The following is an 18,836-nucleotide window of genomic DNA, read 5'->3' on the forward strand; positions in this document are numbered from 1 at the left end:
CCGCCTCACCTCTTCCGGGTTCCCCCGGAGGGTGTGACGCGGGGCAGTATTCGTGTCAGCCAGAATCCCCCCGCGACGCAGAGAGCCCCGGTCGCCGCGCCGGCGATCGCCACCGGGGCGACCAGCGTGACACCGGTGACGATCAGCGGCGCGGCCAGCCGCCCAGCCCCCAGCATCGTGTTCCACCAGGCGAGGTAGGTCGCGCGGTCGTACACCGGCGAGACATCGATGCCGAGAGTCATCACGAGCCCCGAGCCCAGGCCGTTGCCCAGTCCGATCAGCAGGCTGGGTACCAGGAGCGCCACCAGGGCGGGCCCCGGCCCCTGCCCCTGCAGGGCGATGCCGAGCACCGCCAGCAGCAGAAAGCCGGCACCCATCAGCAACGCGCAGGGGACGGCGACCGCCGCCCGCCCGAAACGATCCATGAGGCTGCCGGCGGGAAGCACCAGCAGGATCTCGAGCGCCGCGCTGACTCCGAAGACGATCGAGATCCACACCGGGTCCAGCCCGAGCGAGTCGCCGAGCAGCGGCACGATCACCGGCCGGTTCACGCGCGCCATCATGATCGGGGAGATGCCGAGGCCGACGGCGATCATGCGGCGCAGCACAGCACGGTCCAGCCGGTTGCGCGCCTGGCTGCGCGGCCGGCGGTCGCTGCGGCGGTCGGGCGAGGGAGCCGGGCCCGCCTCCCCCGGCGGGAGGAAGAGGGCGATCATCACGGTGCCGGCCGCGGCCGTGACCGCGAAAAGCAGGAACACCCAGGCCATCGACCCCACCGCCATCACCACCGCACCGAGCAGCGGGCCGATCACCTCCCCCAGGCGGATCACCCCGCCGAACAGGGTCATGCCGCGGGCACGCATCGAAGGCGGCAACGCGCTGCCGAGATAGAACTGGCGCCCGAACTGCCAGACCTGGGTGCTCACCGCCATCACCAGCAGGACCCCGATCAGGAGCAGCCGATGCGTGAGGTCGCCTCCCCCGCCCAGTGCGGGGCTCAGCATCAGATACGCGGCCAGGTTCGCGACCACCAGCACGACCCCGGTGAGCACCAGGGCGCGCCGGGCTCCGATCCGCGAGATCAGCCGACCCGCGGGGATGGGGCCGAGGAAGGAGGCGAGCCCGAAGATCATCGACAGGGCTGCGGCCTGGGGGATGCTGAACCCGAGATCACGGGCGAGCAGCGGCACCACCGGCATCAGCGCCGCCAGGCCCATGAACTCCAGCAGGCTCGGCGCGTAGACCGACGGGGTGAGCGAGCGGATCACCTGCGCCGGGGTGCGCGGGTCCCGAGGGCGGGAGCTCGGCGCGGGTGTGGTCACCGGCAGAGTCTGTCACCCGATAGTGAGCCTGGGCAAAGAGATCCGAGGCGCGGACGGCTCTAGGAATCCATGGAGGAGCCTGCGGTCGCTGCCTCGCCGCGACGTGCGATGCCCTCGTCGACCCCGGCCGCGATGGCCTCTGCCGCCCAGCGCACCGACCAGGCCCGGAGATATGCAGCGGCCTGGGGACCTCGCTGCCAGTCCCGGGTGGGTGCGGGCACTGCGCCCAGACAGCTGGAGCGCCAGCCGTCGGTCTCGGCGGCGAGGGCGAGCAGTGCGAGCTCCCAGCCGATCGCGATGGCGCCGGGGCCCGTGCGCTCGAACTCGTCGACGTCGACCAGTGCGGTGTGGCGCACCCGCAGCAGCGTGGTGCCGTCGTCCTCCGGATCGAGCCTGATCAGCAATGGGTCCTCACCGCCGGCCAGCGCCCAGGACAGGGTGAGCCGGTGAGGTTCCTCGACCTCGATGATCCGCCCATGCACTCCGCCCGGCGCCTCGAACCGCCCGCCCTCGTGCAGCTCGCCGGTGACCGGGCCGAACCACCGTGCGAGCTCACCGGGCCGGGTGAGCAGCGGCCAGAGCTGAGCGGGGGCGAGGTCGAGATTCGTGGTCAGGGTGAGCACGGCACGAACCAGAGGGTGACCCTCATGGCTGGTCCGCTCGTCGACCACGAGCTCGCGGCGCACTGCGCCGACCACGGACAGCGACTCCGTGACAGTCATCTTCTCCTCGACAGGGTTTCAGCCGCTCCGCACCGGCGCCGGGGCGCGGGGGCGGACCCTCGCAGAGTAGCCCACGCCCCGGCTCCGATGCCACGGTGGCGCCGATCATGGCAGCCACGCCTGTCCGGCGGGGAGCGCGCCTCACATCACGGCTGGTCCGCACCCGGCCCTCCCCCGGCGCCGCAGACTCCGCCGTAGCATGGCCGATGTGACTGCAGCGCATACCTTCCGACCGGCCGATTACACGGCGCACCTCTTCGACCTCGACGGGGTCATCACTCCGACGGCCGAGGTGCACATGCGCGCCTGGGCAGACATGTTCAGCCGCTTCCTCACCTCCCGAGGGATCGAGGAGGCGTACACAGACGCCGACTACTTCGCGCATGTCGACGGTCGCCCCCGCTATGACGGTGTGCGCACCTTCCTCCGCTCGCGCGGGATCGATCTCGACGAGGGAACCGACGAGGATCCCGGCATCCAGGATCCCGGTGCTGAGACCGTGCGCGGCCTCGGCAACCGCAAGAACGACCTGGTGCTCTCGCTGCTGCGGGCCGACGGTGTGGCGCCCTATCCCGGGACCGTCACCTATCTCGACTCGCTGCCGGCCACCGCACGGCTGGCGATCGTCTCCTCCTCCCGCAACGCGGAGGAGGTGCTGCGCGGGGCGGGCCTGCTGGACCGCTTCGAGCACATCGTCGACGGCAACGTCGCCACCCGCGAAGGACTGCCTGGGAAGCCGGCTCCCGACACCTTCCTCCACGCCACCCAGCTGCTCGGGATCGACCCCCGGGACTCGGTCGTCTACGAGGACGCCGTCTCCGGCGTGCAGGCAGGCTCCTCGGGCGACTTCGGCGCGGTGATCGGCGTCGATCGCGGCGCCGGTTCCGCCGAGCTCGCCGCGGCCGGTGCCACCTTCGTCGTCGCCGACCTGGAGGAGCTCGCATGACCCGCCTTCGCTCGGTGCCCGCCGACCCCGTCGACCGCACCCATCTGCCACTCGACGAATGGCGCCTGGTCGAGTCCAGGCCCCCTCAGGACCTGGGCCTGGCCGAGACCCTCTTCGCGACCGCGAACGGATACCTGGGCATGCGCGGCACCCCGGAGGAGGGACGGGACGCGCAGAGCCACGGCACCTTCCTCAACGGCTTCCACGAGACCTGGCAGATCAACCATGCCGAGTCCGCCTTCGGTTTCGCCCGCACCGGTCAGACCATGATCTCGGTCCCCGACTCCTCGGTGCTCAAGCTCTACGTCGACGATGAACCGCTGCTGCTGTCGATCGCCGACCTCGAGGAGTACGAGCGCTCGCTCGATTTCCGCGACGGGGTGCTGCGCCGCGAGCTGATCTGGCGCACCCCGGCCGGGAAGCGGGTGCGGATCAGCAGCACCAGGATGGTCTCCTTCGCGCAGCGGCATCTGGCGCTGATGACGCTGACCGTGGAGATGCTCGAGGGCTCAGCCCCGATCGCGATCTCCTCGCAGATCATCAACCGCGAGGACTTCCGCGACGACTTCGGCAAGGGCCTCGCAGGCGACCCCATCACCGACAAGGCCGATCCGCGGCGCACCACCGACTTCACCCACCGGGTGCTCGAGCCGCTCCAGGACTGGCACAGCGAGCGCCGGATGCTGATGGGATACCGGGTGGCCAACTCGGGGATGACGATGGCCGTCGGCGCGGACCACCAGGTGGAGTCCGAGGCGGAGGTGACGGAGATCGTGGACACCGCCGCGGACCTCGGTCGCCAGGTCGTGCGCGCTCATCTGGAGGAGGGGCAGTCGCTGACCGTCCGCAAGGCGGTCGCCTACCACTCCTCGCGCTCCGTGCCCCACCGTGAGCTGTTCGACCGCTGCCGGCGCACCCTGGACCGGGTCCGGGCGAATGGCTTCGACGCGCAGTACATCGAGCAGCGGGAGTACCTCGACGACTTCTGGACCAGCTCCGATGTGCAGCTGCCCGGACAACCCGCCGAGCAGCAGGCCACCCGCTGGTGCCTGTACCAGCTCGCCCAGGCCGCTGCCCGCTCCGACCAGTGGGGCATCCCCGCCAAGGGCGTCACCGGCTCGGGATATGAGGGGCACTACTTCTGGGACAGCGAGATCTATGTGGTCCCGTTCCTGACCTTCACCCAGCCTCGGTGGGCGCGCAACGCCCTGCGCTTCCGCACCAACCTGCTGCCCAAGGCCCGCGAACGGGCCCGGGAGCTGAACCAGCGCGGTGCGCTGTACCCCTGGCGCACCATCAACGGCGACGAGGCGTCGGCCTACTACGCCGCCGGCACCGCGCAGTACCACATCAATGCCGACGTCGCGTATGCCTTCGCCCAGTACGTCGACGTGACCGGTGACCTCGACTTCCAGCATCGCGACGGGGTCCAGGTGCTGGTGGAGACCGCGCGGATGTGGGCCGATCTCGGATTCTGGCGGATGACCGCCGACGGCTCTGCGAGCTTCCACATCAATGGCGTGACCGGACCCGACGAGTACACCACCGTGGTGAACAACAACATGTTCACCAACGTGATGGCCCGCTTCAACCTGCGGCGGGCGGCACGGGCGGTGCGAGAGCTGCGCGCCGCGGATGCCGGCGCCTACGAGTCCATGCGCGTCGAGCTCGATCTGGACGAGCTGGAGCTCGAGCAGTGGGAGGCCTGCGCCGAGGGCATGTATGTGGTCAAGGACGAGGCGCTCGGGATCCATCTGCAGGAGGACCGCTTCCTCGAACGGGAGATCTGGGATCTCTCGAGCACTCCGGACGAGGTCTTCCCCCTGCTGCTGAACTACCACCCTCTGGTGATCTACCGCTTCCAGGTGCTCAAGCAGGCGGACGTGGTGCTCGCCCTGTTCCTGCGCGGCAGCGAGTTCACCGCCGAGGAGAAGCGCGCGGACTTCGAGTACTACGACCCGATCACCACCGGCGACTCCTCGCTGTCAGCCGTGGTGCAGTCGATCATGGCCGCAGAGGTGGGCCATCAGAAGGCGGCGCTGGACTACTTCCGCGCAGGCCTCTTCGTGGACCTCGCGAACCTTCACCACAACACTGCCGATGGGGTGCACATCGCCTCCGCGGGCGGAGTCTGGAACGCGCTCGTGCACGGATTCGGCGGAATGCGGCACGACGACGGCCAGGTGTCCTTCGATCCGCGGCTGCCCACCGACTGGCCGGAGCTGTCCTACCCGCTCACCGTGCGGGGCTCCCGTTTCCGGGTCCGTCTGGTGCGCGAGGAGATCTCCTTCACCCTCGAGAGCGGCGCTGAGGTCGAGGTCACGGTGCGCGGCGAGCAGGTCACGATCGTTGCGGGAGGCGTCACGGTGCCGCTCGCAGATCAGGGGCCGCTGCTCGACGATTCCGTTCTGGTCAGGCCTGTCGGCCTGGGTGATGAGCGCGCGGACGGCTCGATCATGACCTCTCACGTTCCGGGCGACCCCGAGGACCCCTGGGAGTATCCGGTCGTCAGTGACCCTGACGACATCATCGACGAGAGCTGATCGCGAGGTGGCCTCCCCGGCCGCGGCACACCTGGTGGAATAGGCTCGACCAGCGCCCCTGACGGGCGCACCGCCCCCGAGCCCGGAGCCGCACGGTGACCTCTTCGAGACCGCGACGCACGAAGCCGGTGGTCGAGCTATCCCGACCCCGGCTGAGTGTTCTGCACGTCCTGAACCGGGTGCGGATGCGGATGCTCGACATCCAGGTCTGGGATGTCGCGGGCACGATGACGTTCTATCTGGTGCTCGCGCTCTTCCCGGGGGCAGTCGCGGTGGTCTCGATGATGTCGCTGATCGGGATCCAGGCCGAGACGCTCACCACGCTCTCCGGGATGATCACCGAGATCTTCCCGACCCTGGATCCCCGGCCCTTCCTGAGCGCCATCCAGGCGGTCTCCTCCACCAGCGGTGGCCTGCTGGGTCTACTGCTGGGTACGGCAGGCTCGCTGCTGTCCGCCTCGAACGGGGTCGCCGCCTTCCATCGCGCGCTGCACCGGGTGTACGACACCCGTGAGGGTCGGCCCTTCCTCCGGTTCCGCACCATCGTGTTCGGCGAGACCGTGCTGATCGTGTCGGTGGTGCTGCTGGCCATCGGCATGATCATCGTGGGCGGCGAGGCCTCGCAGCGCATCGGCGAGTTCGTCGGCATCCCCCGCATCGCCTTCGCGGCCTGGAACTTCGTGAAATGGCCGATCCTCCTGGTCATCCTGATCATCGGGGTGTCCATGGCCTACTACCTGTTCCCCAACGTGCGCCTGCCCCGCTACCGGCTCATGACGCTCGGTTCGACCGTGAGCGTGCTGGTGCTGTTCGGGACCGCGCTGGTCGCGGGTCAGCTCATGGTCTACGCGACCCGCTTCGCGGAGATCCTCACCGCCCTGAACGGTCTGATCGCGATCCTGCTGCTGATGTGGATCGCGAACATCGTGGTGATCTCCGGAGCGGCGCTCGATGCCGAGTTCCTGCGCGCCCGGCAGATCGCCAGTGGCCTGGATGCTTGGCATCACATCGTGCTGGACCCCCATGCCACGCACACCCTCGACTTCCTCGCCGCCGATGCGGTGCAGGCGGAGGAGCTCGGCCGCATGGTCGCCGAGGCGGCCCGCGGCGGGGAACCGCTGCGCCGCGAGCGGGGGCCGTGGATCGTCGACGCCCGCAATCCGCTCGCGGTCAACCCTCCCGCTCGCCACCGCATCACCAGCACCCCTACGCCGCCCGAACAGGGCGCTGTCCCGCCCGAGCAGGGCGGACCCACCGATCCCCCGCACACAGGAGCACCCTCCGCATGACCGTCCGCCCGATCACCATCGTCGGCCACCGCGCCCTCTCACAGCGCACCCGTCGGGTCCGCGAGGTCACCACCGAGCTCCGTACCCTGGTCGCGGACATGTTCGAGACCAACGATGCGGCCGACGGCGCCGGGCTCGCCGCGCCGCAGGTCGGCTCTCGCTGGCGGCTGTTCGTGTACTCCTGCCCGGATGCGGGCGGGACCCTGCAGCGCGGAGTGATCATCAATCCCGTGCTGGAGCGCTTCGGCGGGATCGAGCTCGACGAGGAGACCCTTGAGGGCTGCCTCTCCGTCCCCGGAGAGGGGTTCCCCACCGCCCGCCACCGCGGGGCTCGCGTGACCGGCACCGATCTGGAGGGCACCGAGGTCGTGGTGGAGGACGAAGGCGGAGTCCTCGCCCGTGCACTCCAGCACGAGGTCGACCATCTCGAGGGATCGCTGTACCTGGACCGTCTCTCCGCCCTCCGCAGACGTGAGGCCCTGGACGCGGTGCGGGACCGGGGCTGGCGCGCCCACGGGATCCTCACCTGGGACCCCCTCCAGCTCGAGGCCGCCGACGTCTGAGCGACGTGCTGTGAGGAACGAACGGCAGGAGCCCAGACGACAGAGCACAGTCTGAGCGACGTGCTGTGAGGAACGAACGGCAGGAGCCCAGACGACAGAGCACAGTCTGAGCGTCTGTGAGGAACGAACGGCAGGGCCGTCACGGCGGTCACACCGGCCCTCCGCGCGGTGTCGCCACCCAGCTCTGCTCGCTATCCTGACGTCATGGAACGCCCGTGCCTCTCCCGTCGTCACGCCCTGCTGCTCCCAGCCACCGCAGCCGGTCTCGGAGGGCTCGCTGCCTGCGGCCCCGCGGACGAGGGGTTCGGCACTGCCGCGCCGGTGCGTGCGGAGGACGGCGCGATCCCGCTCGACGAGGTGCCCGAGAACGCCAGCACCCTGGTGAACTTCGGCGGCAAGGAGCCGTTCGTGCTGCTGGTCCGGGGCGCGGGCGAGGACCTCGCTGGCTACTCCGGCTACTGCACCCACAACGGCTGTGCCCTGCGCCAGGAGGAGACCGAGCTCGACTGCCCCTGCCACGGCTCCCGTTTCGATGCCACGAACGGCGAGGTGCTGGTGGGTCCCGCCACCCGTCACCTCCCCGAGGTCTCCGTGGTGATCGAGAACGGTCAGATCCGGCGTGAGCAGTGATCCGTCGATGACCCCGGACCCATACCGGACGGGCACTCTCCCCGCGTCGCCGGACCTCGACCAGGAAACGGTCCCCGAGCCGGAGGACAGCGTCGAGCGGGAGGAGAAGTCGCATCGTGACGTCGTCTCCTTCGTCCGGCGCGGGGAGCGGCTGTCCCAGGGTCGGCAGAACGCCTGGGATCGCCTCTCCCCCTTCTATGTGATCGACCCGCCGCGCGGGCATCGCGACACCCTGCCCGCCGAGGGCATCCGTCTGGATCCCGCCGAGGTCTTCGGGCGGAAGGCGGAGCTCGTGGTGGAGGTGGGCAGCGGGACCGGCGACAACATCGTCGCCGCCGCGCTCGCGCATCCCGAACGTGATCACCTCGGCGCCGAGGTGTACCTCCCAGGCCTCGCCCAGACCCTGAGCCGGGTGGAACGCTCGGGGAGCCCCCGGAACCTGAGGATGCTGCCCCTGGATGCGCAGCGGGCGCTGCCCGCGATGCTGGCCGAGGGATCGATCGACGAGCTGTGGGTGTATTTCGCGGACCCCTGGCCCAAGCAGCGTCACCACAAGCGTCGGCTGATCAACCCTCCGTTCCTGGACGCGGTGCTGCCGCTGCTGGCCGATGGTGCGACGTTCCGTCTGGCCACCGACTGGGCGCAGTACGCCCACCACATGCGTATGCAGCTGGACCCGCGTCCCGAGCTCGCCCTGCTGCACCCCGAGGGCACCCGTCCCGAGGGACGGGCCTCGGACCCGATCCCGACGAGCATCCCGGCCACGGGATGGGCACCTCGTTTCGAGGGTCGTGTGAAGACCGGCTTCGAGAGCAAGGGCAGGGCCGCGGGACGCCTAATATGGGATCTCGCGTATACCCGGGTGCCTCGGCACCCGGGTTAGGACGGCGCCTCGGACATCGGGGCGTCGTCGGCAGCGTGTCCGCCTCGGCGGCACCGTCTGAGAGGGACACCGAATGAACGACCCCGCCGACGTCGATCTTCCCGCTGACTGGGATGATGACGAGAACCCGCGCACCGATCGGCGCCGGAGCCGTCGTGCCGCGCTGATCGCTCTCGGGCTGGTCGCCGTGCTCGTGCTCGGCGTGGGTCTGGTGATCGGGAACTACCTCGACGGGCTCAAGGACTCCTACGAGAAGCGCACCGTGGTGCAGATCACCCGCGGAGCCTCGGACGGTGACCGTCCAGAAGCGGTCGAGGGCACCGGTCGCAACTTCCTGCTGCTGGGCTCGGACAAGCGATCCCCCGACGATGCCGCTTCCGAAGGCGTGAGCGGGCAGCGTTCGGACGTGATGATGCTGGTGCACATCACCGACGACAACGAGAGCGTGTACGTCACCTCCTTCCCTCGCGACCTCTATGTGGACATCCCCGGCTACGGCAAGGACCGCATCAACGCGGCGCTCGCCTTCGGTGGCGTGGGCCTGGCGGTGACCACGGTCGAGAACTACACCGGGGTCCCGATCGACCATGTCGCGCTCATCGACTTCGACGGCATCGAGGGCCTCGTCGACACCCTCGGCGGGGTCGACGTGAAGATCCCCCAGACCTTCGAGGCGCAGGGCCATCAGTTCACCGAGGGCACCCAGACCCTCAACGGCGAGGAGGCCCTGGCGTTCGTCCGTGAGCGCAAGCAGTTCGCCGAGGGCGACTTCCAGCGGAACCGAAATCAGCAGGCCGTCCTCAAGGGCATCGCCGACAAGCTCATCAGCGCGGACACGCTCAGCGATCCCGGCAAGCTCGCCGACACCATCGAGAGCATCTCCCCGTATCTCACGACCGATGACGGCCTGAGCGCCGGCGCGATGGTCGAGCTGGGCCTGTCCCTGCGGTCGGTCCGCAGCGGAGACCTGTACTTCCTCTCCGTCCCCCACGCGGGGCCGATCACCACCAGCGGCGGCGCGAGCGTCGTCGGCACGGATGACGAGGCGATGGAGGTGCTGCGCGAGGCTCTGCGCACGGACGACATGGGAACCTACTACGCTCAGCACGCAGGGACCTACTGATCCACCGGGAGCAGCACGTCCCGCACCGCAGACCACTCGACGCCTGGAGGAAACCGTGGCCAATCCGATCGTGAGCATCGCCGTCCCTGTGGCAGGCATCGTTGCGGCTGTCGTCGGCAACAAGGCCGCCGCCGCCGGCTGGGGCGCCGTCTTCGGCGAGGAAGCCCCCACCACCAAGACGCAGAAGGCCGCGAAGAAGGACGTCGCGAGGCGTCGCAAGCAGGCGAAGAAGGATGGTCTCTCGAAGGCTGAGATCGCGGCGATCAAGGATCCCGAGGACGACCAGCCGCTCTGGAAGATCCTGCTCTGGGCGACCGTCTCCGGGGTCATCCTGCAGGGGCTGCGCGTGGCTGCCAAGCGCGGTGCCAAGAGCGGCGCGGAACGCCTGACCTCGCGTCGCCCCCGTCCCAACCGCGGCTGAACCCGGCCGCGAGCTCGGCACGACCTGCCGGCACGCCCCCTGTCCGTCAGGCCCGCCGCGCCGAGATGGCGAAGGGCGCCCCGCAGAACTCTGCGGGGCGCCCTTCGCCATCGTGCGTGCGGCTCAGAACTCCGGGACGTCGACACCTGCGCTGAGGTTGTCGAGCGCGTCGCCGGTCACCAGGAAGCCGATGCGGCGCACCAGGGAGACCGCGTGGTCGCCGATCCGCTCGTAGAAGCGGATCAGCAGCGTGAGGTCGATGACCTCGGCGTTGGTGTAGGTCTCCTCCCCGCTGCTGGCGATCTGGCGGGAGATCTCGAGCATCAGGGCATCGAGCTGGTCGTCCTGCTTCTCGACCTGCGCCCCCAGTGCCAGATCGCGGCTCTGGATGACCTCGCTCGCCCCCCGGAGAGCTGTCAGCCCGAGCTCGGACATCTTCGCGATCTGCTCGCGATGCTGCGCGGGAACCGCCGGCTCAGGGTGCGTGCGGCGCGCGACCAGTGCGACGTGCGCGGCCAGATCACCCATCCGCTCGAGCGAGGAGCTCATGCGCAGGGACGCGACCAGCAGTCGCAGATCGGTGGCCACCGGAGACTGCCGGGCGAGCAGCTCGACCGCCTTCGCATCCAGCTCCAGCTGGCGGGCATCGATATGGGGGTCGGCGGTCACGACCCGCTCCGCAAGGGCGAGATCACCCTCGAGCAGGGCGGTGGTCGCGTCCTCGAGGGCCGTCCCGACCAGCTCGGCCATGTCGACCAGGTCATCGACGATATGCCGCAGGTCGCTCTGGTACGCCTCGCGCATGGTTACTACTCCTCTGTCTGAAGGGACCTTCGCCACCGAGTATCGCAACCTCGGGTGAACGGACTGCGGCGGCCGATGAACGCGAAGCGTAGTCCCCGTGAACTCCTGGCCTCATTGTCCATCATGCTGGCTGGGCAGTCCGGGAGAGACCAGCCGGGGGCCTAGGCTGTACGGGTGCCCCTGTCTGCGCTCCTCGTGCTCGCCGGCGCGATCGGTCTGGTGATCGGCGTCGCCGCGATGCTCGCGCTCGCCTCGCCGCAGCGGCGCCGCACCGAGCCGACGGCCGCCACGGGCCAGAACGTCCCCGAGGCCACGGAGGAGGTCCTCGCGATCCTCTCCTCCGCCTATGTCGTCCTCGACTCCAGCGGCGACGTGCTGCGCGCGTCTCCGCTGGCCTACTCCTATGGCATCGTGCGCGCCTCCGAAGGGGACTACCCCCGGCTGGCGAGCGCCGAGCTGATGGCGCTCGCGGCCGACGTGGGCCGCAACGGCGGGTTCCGCGATGAGCGACTCAGCCTGCGCCGCACGGCGCAGGGTGATTCCGATGCCGTGATCGACGTGCGCATCGGGGCCCTCGGGGAGCATGGGGCGCTGCTGCTGGCCGACGACCTCACCCGCGCGGTGCGGGTCGAGGAGACCCGTCGCGACTTCGTGGCCAATGTGTCCCACGAGCTGAAGACCCCCGTCGGCGCCATCACCCTGCTGGCGGAGACGATGGAGGACGCCGCCGAGGATCCGGACGCCGTGCGCCGCTTCGCCGAACGGATGCAGACGGAGTCTCGACGGCTGTCGCACCTGGTCAAAGAGATCATCGAGCTCTCGCGGGTGCAGGGCGGCTCCGCTCTGCCCGATGCCGAACCGGTCGAGATCGACGAGGTGATCGACGAGGCGGTGGCGCTGAACCGGAACTTCGGCCTGGGCTCGAAGATCCAGGTCAGCGTCGGCGGAACACCCGGGCTGACCGTCTTCGGATCCCCCGCCATGCTCACCACGGCGCTGTCCAATCTGATCTCCAACGCGATCACCTACTCCGATCCGCACACCCGGGTCGGGGTGTCCGTGCGCCGCGATCATGGCATGGTCGAGATCTCCGTCAAGGACCAGGGCATCGGCATCTCCAAGGAGAACCTCGAGCGGGTCTTCGAACGGTTCTTCCGCGTCGACCGGGCCCGATCCCGGTCCACCGGAGGCTCCGGTCTGGGCCTCGCGATCGTCAAGCACATCGCGAGCGACCACGGCGGCGAGGTCACCGCCTGGTCGCTGCCGGGGCAGGGATCGACGTTCACGCTCCGACTGCCGGAGATGGGCCGGACCGAGACCATCACGGTCGACGCCCGCACGGCAGATGACCCCCATAGCACCGCACACGCCTCGATGACTCACCATGGGTCGGGAAAGGGAGAATGACATGACGCGAATCCTGATCGTGGAGGACGAGGAGTCCTTCTCGGACCCCCTCTCGTACTCGCTGCGGAAGGAGGGCTACGAGGTCGCCGTCGCCGACACCGGCACCGACGGACTTCGTATCTTCACCGCGCACGGTGCCGACCTCGTGCTGCTGGACCTGATGCTGCCCGGCATGAGCGGCACCGAGGTGTGCCGGGAGATCCGCCGCACCTCGACGGTGCCGGTCATCATGCTCACCGCCAAGGACGACGAGTTCGACAAGGTCCTCGGCCTCGAGCTGGGCGCCGACGACTACGTGACCAAGCCCTACTCCTCCCGTGAGCTGCTGGCCCGGATCAAGGCGGTGCTCCGCCGAGGCCAGGACTCCGCCGAGTCGGAGGAGGACACCACCCTCAGCGCCGGCGTCATCATGATGGACGTCGAGCGTCATGTGGTCGAGGTGCGCGGCACCGAGGTCGCGCTGCCGCTCAAGGAGTTCGAGCTGTTGGAGATGCTGCTGCGCAACGTCGACCGCGTGCTCACCCGCGGGCAGCTCATCGACCGGGTGTGGGGTGCCAACTATGTCGGCGACACCAAGACCCTCGATGTGCACGTCAAGCGGCTGCGTGCCAAGATCGAGGACGACCCCAGGAACCCCGTGCACCTGGTGACCGTGCGAGGGCTGGGATACAAGTTCGAATCGGGGAGCTGAGCCACCCCGGACGGCAGGACGCGAGACGCCCCGCAGCCACGGCTGCGGGGCGTTTCGCCTCCCAGAGGGTGGGAGCGATCGGGCCGGGGCTCAGCCCTCGGCCGCCGGCTGCTCGAAGTCGTAGTAGCCCAGGCTGTCGTCGAGCGTGGGCAGGGAGATCGTGGTCGTCTGGTCGCCAGCAGTCACATCGAGGCTGAGGATCGTGCCGGTCACGACGTTCACCGCACCGACCGGGACGAGCTGCTGGCCCTCGCTGGGACCGAGCTCGACGACACCGTGCGCGGGGACCTGCACCTGGGCGGAGAAGATGGCACTGCCCTCGGCGCTGCCCTCGACCTCGACCGTGATCTCCTCATCGGAGTAGTTCACGACCGTCGAGGAGAACACCGGGGTGCCGTCCTCTCCGATGACCAGCACGGCGTTGCGCACGCCGGCGAAGAGGGCGCCGTCCTGCTCGAGGTTGGCGTTGGTGCCGTCAGCGGCCTGATAGAAGTCGTGGGTCTGCACCGGGCTGAAGTACGTGCAGCCGGTGGCCGCGAGCGCCAGGCCCATGGCGGCGGCGGAGAGCACGAGACGGCGGGGACGGCGCACGGAGGACTCCTCTTCGGTGCCGGAGCGCGGCACAGACGTTCTGGGGACAGCTCTGACAGGTTACCTCACCGCAGGCCCCGCGCGGTCCGCTGCGACGCGGTGCGACCGCGTCGATGCGAGACATTCCGGGGGAGCGCTCCGGCAGGTCAGCGGGCAGGTCGGTGGGCATTTTAGCATGACCCCCCGGTGCTAGACTGATCGGCGGAAAGGGGACCCACCACATGAATTTTGCAGTCGGCGAGACCGTCGTCTACCCGCACCACGGTGCCGCGCTCATCGAAGAGGTCAAGACCCGCACCATCAAGGGGGAGGATCGCACCTACCTCAAGCTGAAGGTCGCCCAGGGAGATCTGACCATCGAGGTCCCCGCCGATAACGTCGATCTCGTGGGGGTGCGCGACGTGGTGGACAAGGAGGGACTCGAGGAGGTCTTCGAGGTGCTGCGTCAGCCCTACACGGAGGAGCCCACCAACTGGTCGCGTCGCTACAAGGCGAACGTCGAGAAGCTGGCCTCCGGGGACGTCAAGAAGGTGTCCGAGGTCGTCCGCGATCTGTGGCGCCGCGATCAGGACCGCGGGCTCTCCGCCGGCGAGAAGCGGATGCTGTCCAAGGCCCGTCAGATCCTGGTCTCCGAGCTCGCGCTCGCAGAGAAGACCGACGAGGCCAGCGCCGAGTCGATCCTCGACGAGGTCCTCGCCTCCTGAGCCCCCTGCCCCACGTGCCGCCCCTCCCGAGCGCCGCCGCAGTGCGGCCCGTCGTCCTCGCCCTGGCTCCCCCCGCACCAGGTCTCACCCGCGGTGCGGCGACCCCATGCCTCGAGCTGCTCGGTGGTTCACGGCTGATCAACCGGCTGCTCGGCACCCTCCACGGACTCGGGCTCCCGATGCCCTTGGTGGTCTCCACCGACGATTCCGCGCCGCAGCTGCGTGCCGCGCTCGATCCTCGCATTCCCGTGGTCTCGGTCACCGGCGGTCGCCGCAGCGCACTGCGCACGGTGCTCGAGCGCACCGACGAGGACCTGCTGCTGCTCCATGACGCGGAGCGCGCGCTCACTCCGCCCGCCGTGGTCACCGAGGTGCTCTCCGCTCTCGAGGACGGCATCGACGCCGTGGTGCCCGTGATCGCGCTGACCGATTCGGTCAAGGAGGTCCGGCCCGAGGGCCTGCGGAACATCGATCGCACCACCCTGGCCGGGCTGCAGAGCCCCCGGCTGCTGCGGCGCGAGCTGCTGGAGCAGGTGCTGGAACCGGCAGCCTCGGCAGGAACCCTCGAGGCGGGGCCCGAGCACGATCGCTTCGACGAGATCCTCGAGGCGATCGAGAGCGGGGCCCAGGTGCGCACCGTGCAGGGCTCCCACTCCGGTTTCGCGGTCCGGGACCGACTGACCCTGTGGCAGGCGCAGATCTCCCTGGGCCTGGCCCGGGACACCTCTCACCGGCACGGCATCTCTCGACGCGGCTGAGAGGCGGCGCGGCAGCTCAGCGGCCGCGGCGGCTGCGCCAGACGGTCCGGAACTCCGCGGCCATCCGACCCGGCTTGGACAGCGTGCGCACCGGCAGGCTCGTGGCGAGCTCCCCCGGGTCCCGGCGCAGGCGTCGCATGAGTCGCCGCGGCTTGCTGGAGATGCGCTGGCGGAGATCCGGCAGATAGTCGTCCGACACATCCAGCCTGGTCACGGCTCCGCAGCCGGTGCACTGGATCTGGGACACGAACCTGCCGGCGTAGACGACCACGTGCTCCGCCTCCTGATCGCAGGCAGTGCAGCGGAGGTAGCTCTCCTCGACGTTCATCGACTCCTCCTCACCCTGTCCTCAAACCTAGCGCGCTGACGACGTCCTGGGCCAGCAGCAGGTCCTGGGCGTAGGTGATCTTGAAGTTCGTCTCCTCGCCGCGCACCCAGGTCACCGGGATGTCGGTGTACTCCTCGGCGCAGGAGGCGGTGTCGGTGCCGACGAAGCCGTCCCGGGCGGCGGCCTCGTAGGCGTTCAGGATCGTGGCGGCGTGGAATCCCTGCGGGGTCTGCACCCTCACCAGGGATTCCTTTCGCAGATCGGTGCCGGCCGCCAAGGTCTGTCCCGGTCCCGCGGAGGCGATGTCCAGGGCGGGGATGCCGGGGACCGCCCCGCCGCTCTCCCGTGCCGCGTGGAGCACCGCCGAGACCAGGCCGTGGGAGACCAGCGGGCGAGCGGCATCGTGGATCAGCACCGTGTCCACCGCCCCGGAGTCGATGCGATCCGCGAGATGACGCAGTGCGAGCAGCTCGGATTCCTGGCGGGTCTCCCCGCCGGTGATGATCTCCAGCGGATGCTCCGTCTCGCGGGAATCCACGAAACGGGCGTGCTCGAGATCATCCGGCCGCACCACGAACACCAGGATCCCGATTCCTTCGACGGCCGCGAGCGTGTTCAGTCCCCAACCTGCGATGCTGCGCCCCGCCAAAGGCAGGAACGCCTTGTTGATACCGGCACCCACGCGAGTGCCCGACCCTCCGGCGAGCACCACTCCGGCCGCCCGCCCGAGCGGACGGGGAGTGCGCAGGCGTCGGGGATGGGTCACGCTGGCATCGTAGACGGCCGCGGACCTCCCGTGGATCACCCAGCGAGGACGTGACAGAATCGACCCTCGCCGGTGCCCGCCGGTCCCCCACCCGACAGCCCTTTCATGTCGTCGGGCCACTGGTCATCACGACCCACAGCTCAGGAGTTCGAATGCTCACCATCGCCATCGTGTGCGGCGCCGGAATCGCCACCTCCGCACTGATCGCGGAGCAGGTGCGTGAGCATCTCACCGCCGGCGGCCGACAGATCCAGGTCGTCCAGGCCACCGTCATGGACCTGCTCTCCCCCGACTTCCGCGCAGACCTCGTGGTCAGCACGGTCGACCTGCCGGATGCCCTCGGCATCCCCCGGGTCTCCGGGATGCCCTTGCTGCTGGGGACCAACCCCCGGGTGACCTACGACGACATCGACCGCCTGCTCGAGCGGATCGCTCCCCGCAGCCCCGGCGAGGAGGACGGCACCCGATGACTCCGCGGACCGCTCCCCTGCCACGAGTCGGGACCGGGGTGGATGTCCATGCCTTCGCACCGGCAGGGTCCGGGCGTGAGCTGTGGGTCGCGGGCCTGCGCTGGGACGGGGAGAGAGGCCTGGCCGGTCACTCCGATGCGGACGTCGCCTGCCATGCGGCCTGCGATGCCTTGTTCTCGGCCGCCGGGATCGGTGACCTGGGAACGCACTTCGGGGTGGACCGGCCTGATTGGGAAGGCGCCTCCGGTGTCCGTCTGCTGGGAGAGGCGGCGCGCCTGGTGCGCGCGGCCGGCTTCACGATCGGCAACATCTCCGTGCAGGTCATCGGCAACAGCCCGCGCCTCTCGGGGCGCCGCGACGAGGCCTGCAGGGTGATGAGCGAGGCGGCCGGGGCGCCGGTGTCCGTCTCCGGCAGCACCTCGGACGGTCTCGGGCTCACCGGACGTGGAGAGGGCGTGGCAGCGATGGCGACGGCGCTCGTCGTCTCCGTGGAGAATGGGCGATCATGAGCGAGAAGACTGCACTGCCCGTGAGCGCGGAGGACGTGGAGGCCGCCGCTGAGCGGCTTGCCCCGGTGCTGCGCCGCACCCCGCTCGAGCACAGCTGGCGTCTGAGCGAGCTGGCCGGGGCCACGGTCTGGCTCAAACGCGAGGACCTGCAGTCCGTGCGCTCCTACAAGCTGCGCGGCGCGCATCTCTTCCTCGACTCCCTGGACCAGGCGTCACGGGAGGCCGGGGTGGTCGCAGCGAGCGCGGGCAACCATGCCCAGGGCGTGGCGCAGGCCTGCCGCGCCCTCGGCATCCTCGGCCGCATCTATGTACCGGGCTCCACACCGCGACAGAAGCGCGAGCGGATCATCGCGCTCGGCGGTGACATGGTCGAGCTGGTTCTGATCGGGGACACCTTCGACGATGCCGCAGAAGCCGCCGCGGACGATGCCGAGCGCACCGGCGCGACGCAGGTCCCCCCGTTCGATCATCCGGTGATCATGGCCGGCCAAGGGACTGTCGCTCTCGAGGCCGCGGAGCAGCTGCGCACCGAGCACGGCCGCGAGCTGGGAACGATGGTGCTGCCCGTGGGCGGGGGCGGCTTGCTGGGCGGCTGCGGAGCCTGGCTGCGGGAGCGCAGTCCCTCGACGCGGATCGTCGGGGTGGAGCCCGCCGGTGCCGTCTCGATGGCGGCCGCGATGCGCGCAGGACGACCTGTGACGCTGCACGAGATGGACCGCTTCGTGGACGGTGCAGCGGTGCGCCGCGTGGGTGCCGCTCCGCTCCGCATGGCGCAGGCGATCACCCCGGAGCTGCTCTCGGTCGACGAGGGCGCGGTCTGCACCGAGATGCTCCAGCTCTACCAGGTCGAGGGCATCATCTCCGAACCAGCAGGTGCGCTCGCCGCGACCGCAGTGGCCACCGGTGCGATCGAGCACCTGGGCCGCGCCGCGCACGGCGCCATGGACCCGCAGGAGGAGACCGGAGACGTGATCGTGATCGTCTCCGGAGGCAACAACGACGTCTCGCGGTACAACGAGGTGGTCGAGCGCTCCCTCGTGCACGAGGGGCTCAAGCACTACTTCCTGGTGACTTTCCCCCAGGAGCCGGGCGCGCTGCGCCGTTTCCTGGATCGGGTGCTCGGGCCGAACGACGACATCGTGCTGTTCGACTACATCAAGCGCAACAACCGCGAGTCGGGGCCGGCTCTGGTGGGTGTGGAGATCGGGAGCCGCACGGATCTCGAGCCGCTGATGGCACGCATGGCAGCCTCGAACATGGAGATCGAGCGGGTCGATCCCGAGGACCCGATCTACCGCTATCTCACCTGAGCGACGCGGTGCGGCCTCTCCCCGAGGACTCCCCGCCGGGCCACCGCCCGCGCCCG

At 69.7% G+C, this 18,836-nt stretch carries 21 protein-coding genes; 15 read left to right on the plus strand and 6 right to left on the minus strand.

Translation table 11 applies throughout. The features are described 5' to 3' along the window. Positions 1-5: 5 nt before the first annotated feature. Complete coding sequence (locus tag Q0937_RS04255) at positions 6-1,322, minus strand: MFS transporter (protein WP_299300071.1); 1,317 nt, start codon at positions 1,320-1,322, stop codon at positions 6-8. A gap of 59 nt (positions 1,323-1,381) precedes the next feature. Further along, complete coding sequence (locus tag Q0937_RS04260) at positions 1,382-2,044, minus strand: SRPBCC domain-containing protein (RefSeq protein WP_299300073.1); 663 nt, start codon at positions 2,042-2,044, stop codon at positions 1,382-1,384. A gap of 199 nt (positions 2,045-2,243) precedes the next feature. Between Q0937_RS04260 and Q0937_RS04265 the strand changes: the two genes are divergently transcribed. The 8 genes from Q0937_RS04265 (at position 2,244) to Q0937_RS04300 (ending at position 10,442) form a co-directional block, all read left to right on the plus strand. Next, complete coding sequence (locus tag Q0937_RS04265; protein ID WP_299300075.1) at positions 2,244-2,990, plus strand: HAD family phosphatase; 747 nt, start codon at positions 2,244-2,246, stop codon at positions 2,988-2,990. Then, on the plus strand, positions 2,987-5,533 hold the full coding sequence (locus Q0937_RS04270) for a glycoside hydrolase family 65 protein (RefSeq protein ID WP_299300077.1): 2,547 nt from the start codon (positions 2,987-2,989) through the stop codon (positions 5,531-5,533). Before Q0937_RS04265 ends, Q0937_RS04270 begins: the two co-directional genes overlap by 4 nt. A gap of 95 nt (positions 5,534-5,628) precedes the next feature. Continuing rightward, a complete protein-coding gene (locus Q0937_RS04275; protein WP_299300078.1) occupies positions 5,629-6,822 on the plus strand; it encodes a YihY/virulence factor BrkB family protein in 1,194 nt (397 codons plus the stop codon). Next, on the plus strand, positions 6,819-7,385 hold the full coding sequence (gene def, locus Q0937_RS04280; protein ID WP_299300080.1) for a peptide deformylase: 567 nt from the start codon (positions 6,819-6,821) through the stop codon (positions 7,383-7,385). The genes Q0937_RS04275 and def overlap by 4 nt, the downstream gene beginning before the upstream one ends. A 204-nt stretch (positions 7,386-7,589) precedes the next feature. Then, complete coding sequence (locus Q0937_RS04285; protein WP_299300082.1) at positions 7,590-8,015, plus strand: ubiquinol-cytochrome c reductase iron-sulfur subunit; 426 nt, start codon at positions 7,590-7,592, stop codon at positions 8,013-8,015. A gap of 7 nt (positions 8,016-8,022) precedes the next feature. Continuing rightward, a complete protein-coding gene (gene trmB / locus Q0937_RS04290) occupies positions 8,023-8,898 on the plus strand; it encodes a tRNA (guanosine(46)-N7)-methyltransferase TrmB (protein WP_299300084.1) in 876 nt (291 codons plus the stop codon). Positions 8,899-8,971: 73 nt separating this feature from the next. Beyond that, the gene (locus tag Q0937_RS04295; RefSeq protein WP_299300086.1) at positions 8,972-10,021 is read left to right on the plus strand and encodes an LCP family protein; all 1,050 of its coding nucleotides are present in this window, start codon (positions 8,972-8,974) and stop codon (positions 10,019-10,021) included. 55 nt (positions 10,022-10,076) lie between these two features. Beyond that, positions 10,077-10,442, plus strand: a complete 366-nt coding sequence (locus Q0937_RS04300) for a DUF4235 domain-containing protein (RefSeq protein ID WP_299300088.1) — start codon at positions 10,077-10,079, stop codon at positions 10,440-10,442. Positions 10,443-10,565: 123 nt separating this feature from the next. Here Q0937_RS04300 and phoU read toward each other — a convergent pair whose 3' ends face one another. Continuing rightward, entirely contained in the window at positions 10,566-11,246 is a 681-nt protein-coding gene (phoU, locus tag Q0937_RS04305) for a phosphate signaling complex protein PhoU (protein WP_299300090.1), read from the minus strand. A gap of 174 nt (positions 11,247-11,420) precedes the next feature. Here phoU and Q0937_RS04310 point away from each other — a divergent pair, with 174 nt between their 5' ends. Next, positions 11,421-12,653: a cell wall metabolism sensor histidine kinase WalK gene (locus Q0937_RS04310; protein WP_299300092.1), complete on the plus strand. Its 1,233-nt coding sequence runs from the start codon at positions 11,421-11,423 to the stop codon at positions 12,651-12,653. Position 12,654: 1 nt separating this feature from the next. Continuing rightward, positions 12,655-13,344: a response regulator transcription factor gene (locus Q0937_RS04315; protein WP_299300094.1), complete on the plus strand. Its 690-nt coding sequence runs from the start codon at positions 12,655-12,657 to the stop codon at positions 13,342-13,344. Positions 13,345-13,434: 90 nt separating this feature from the next. Here the strand turns inward: Q0937_RS04315 and Q0937_RS04320 are convergent, their stop codons facing one another. Beyond that, complete coding sequence (locus Q0937_RS04320) at positions 13,435-13,935, minus strand: hypothetical protein (protein WP_299300096.1); 501 nt, start codon at positions 13,933-13,935, stop codon at positions 13,435-13,437. A gap of 221 nt (positions 13,936-14,156) precedes the next feature. Here Q0937_RS04320 and Q0937_RS04325 point away from each other — a divergent pair, with 221 nt between their 5' ends. Then, complete coding sequence (locus Q0937_RS04325) at positions 14,157-14,639, plus strand: CarD family transcriptional regulator (protein WP_299300098.1); 483 nt, start codon at positions 14,157-14,159, stop codon at positions 14,637-14,639. A 14-nt stretch (positions 14,640-14,653) separates the two neighbouring features. Continuing rightward, the gene (locus Q0937_RS04330) at positions 14,654-15,397 is read left to right on the plus strand and encodes a 2-C-methyl-D-erythritol 4-phosphate cytidylyltransferase (protein ID WP_299300100.1); all 744 of its coding nucleotides are present in this window, start codon (positions 14,654-14,656) and stop codon (positions 15,395-15,397) included. A 16-nt stretch (positions 15,398-15,413) separates the two neighbouring features. Here Q0937_RS04330 and Q0937_RS04335 read toward each other — a convergent pair whose 3' ends face one another. Then, complete coding sequence (locus tag Q0937_RS04335; protein ID WP_299300102.1) at positions 15,414-15,725, minus strand: hypothetical protein; 312 nt, start codon at positions 15,723-15,725, stop codon at positions 15,414-15,416. A gap of 10 nt (positions 15,726-15,735) precedes the next feature. Then, positions 15,736-16,491 carry a 2-C-methyl-D-erythritol 4-phosphate cytidylyltransferase gene (locus tag Q0937_RS04340; RefSeq protein WP_299300104.1) on the minus strand — a complete coding sequence of 252 codons (756 nt, stop codon included), beginning with the start codon at positions 16,489-16,491 and terminating at the stop codon, positions 15,736-15,738. A gap of 152 nt (positions 16,492-16,643) precedes the next feature. Between Q0937_RS04340 and Q0937_RS04345 the strand changes: the two genes are divergently transcribed. From Q0937_RS04345 to ilvA, 3 genes are read left to right on the plus strand one after another with little or no spacing between them, the layout of a single operon-like run. Further along, on the plus strand, positions 16,644-16,961 hold the full coding sequence (locus tag Q0937_RS04345; RefSeq protein WP_299300106.1) for a PTS sugar transporter subunit IIB: 318 nt from the start codon (positions 16,644-16,646) through the stop codon (positions 16,959-16,961). Next, on the plus strand, positions 16,958-17,470 hold the full coding sequence (gene ispF / locus Q0937_RS04350) for a 2-C-methyl-D-erythritol 2,4-cyclodiphosphate synthase (RefSeq protein ID WP_299300108.1): 513 nt from the start codon (positions 16,958-16,960) through the stop codon (positions 17,468-17,470). The genes Q0937_RS04345 and ispF overlap by 4 nt, the downstream gene beginning before the upstream one ends. Continuing rightward, positions 17,467-18,780 carry a threonine ammonia-lyase IlvA gene (gene ilvA, locus Q0937_RS04355; protein ID WP_299300110.1) on the plus strand — a complete coding sequence of 438 codons (1,314 nt, stop codon included), beginning with the start codon at positions 17,467-17,469 and terminating at the stop codon, positions 18,778-18,780. The genes ispF and ilvA overlap by 4 nt, the downstream gene beginning before the upstream one ends. Positions 18,781-18,836 lie beyond the last annotated feature (56 nt).

The sequence above is a fragment of the uncultured Brachybacterium sp. genome, assembly GCF_947500705.1.
Lineage (GTDB): Bacteria > Actinomycetota > Actinomycetes > Actinomycetales > Dermabacteraceae > Brachybacterium.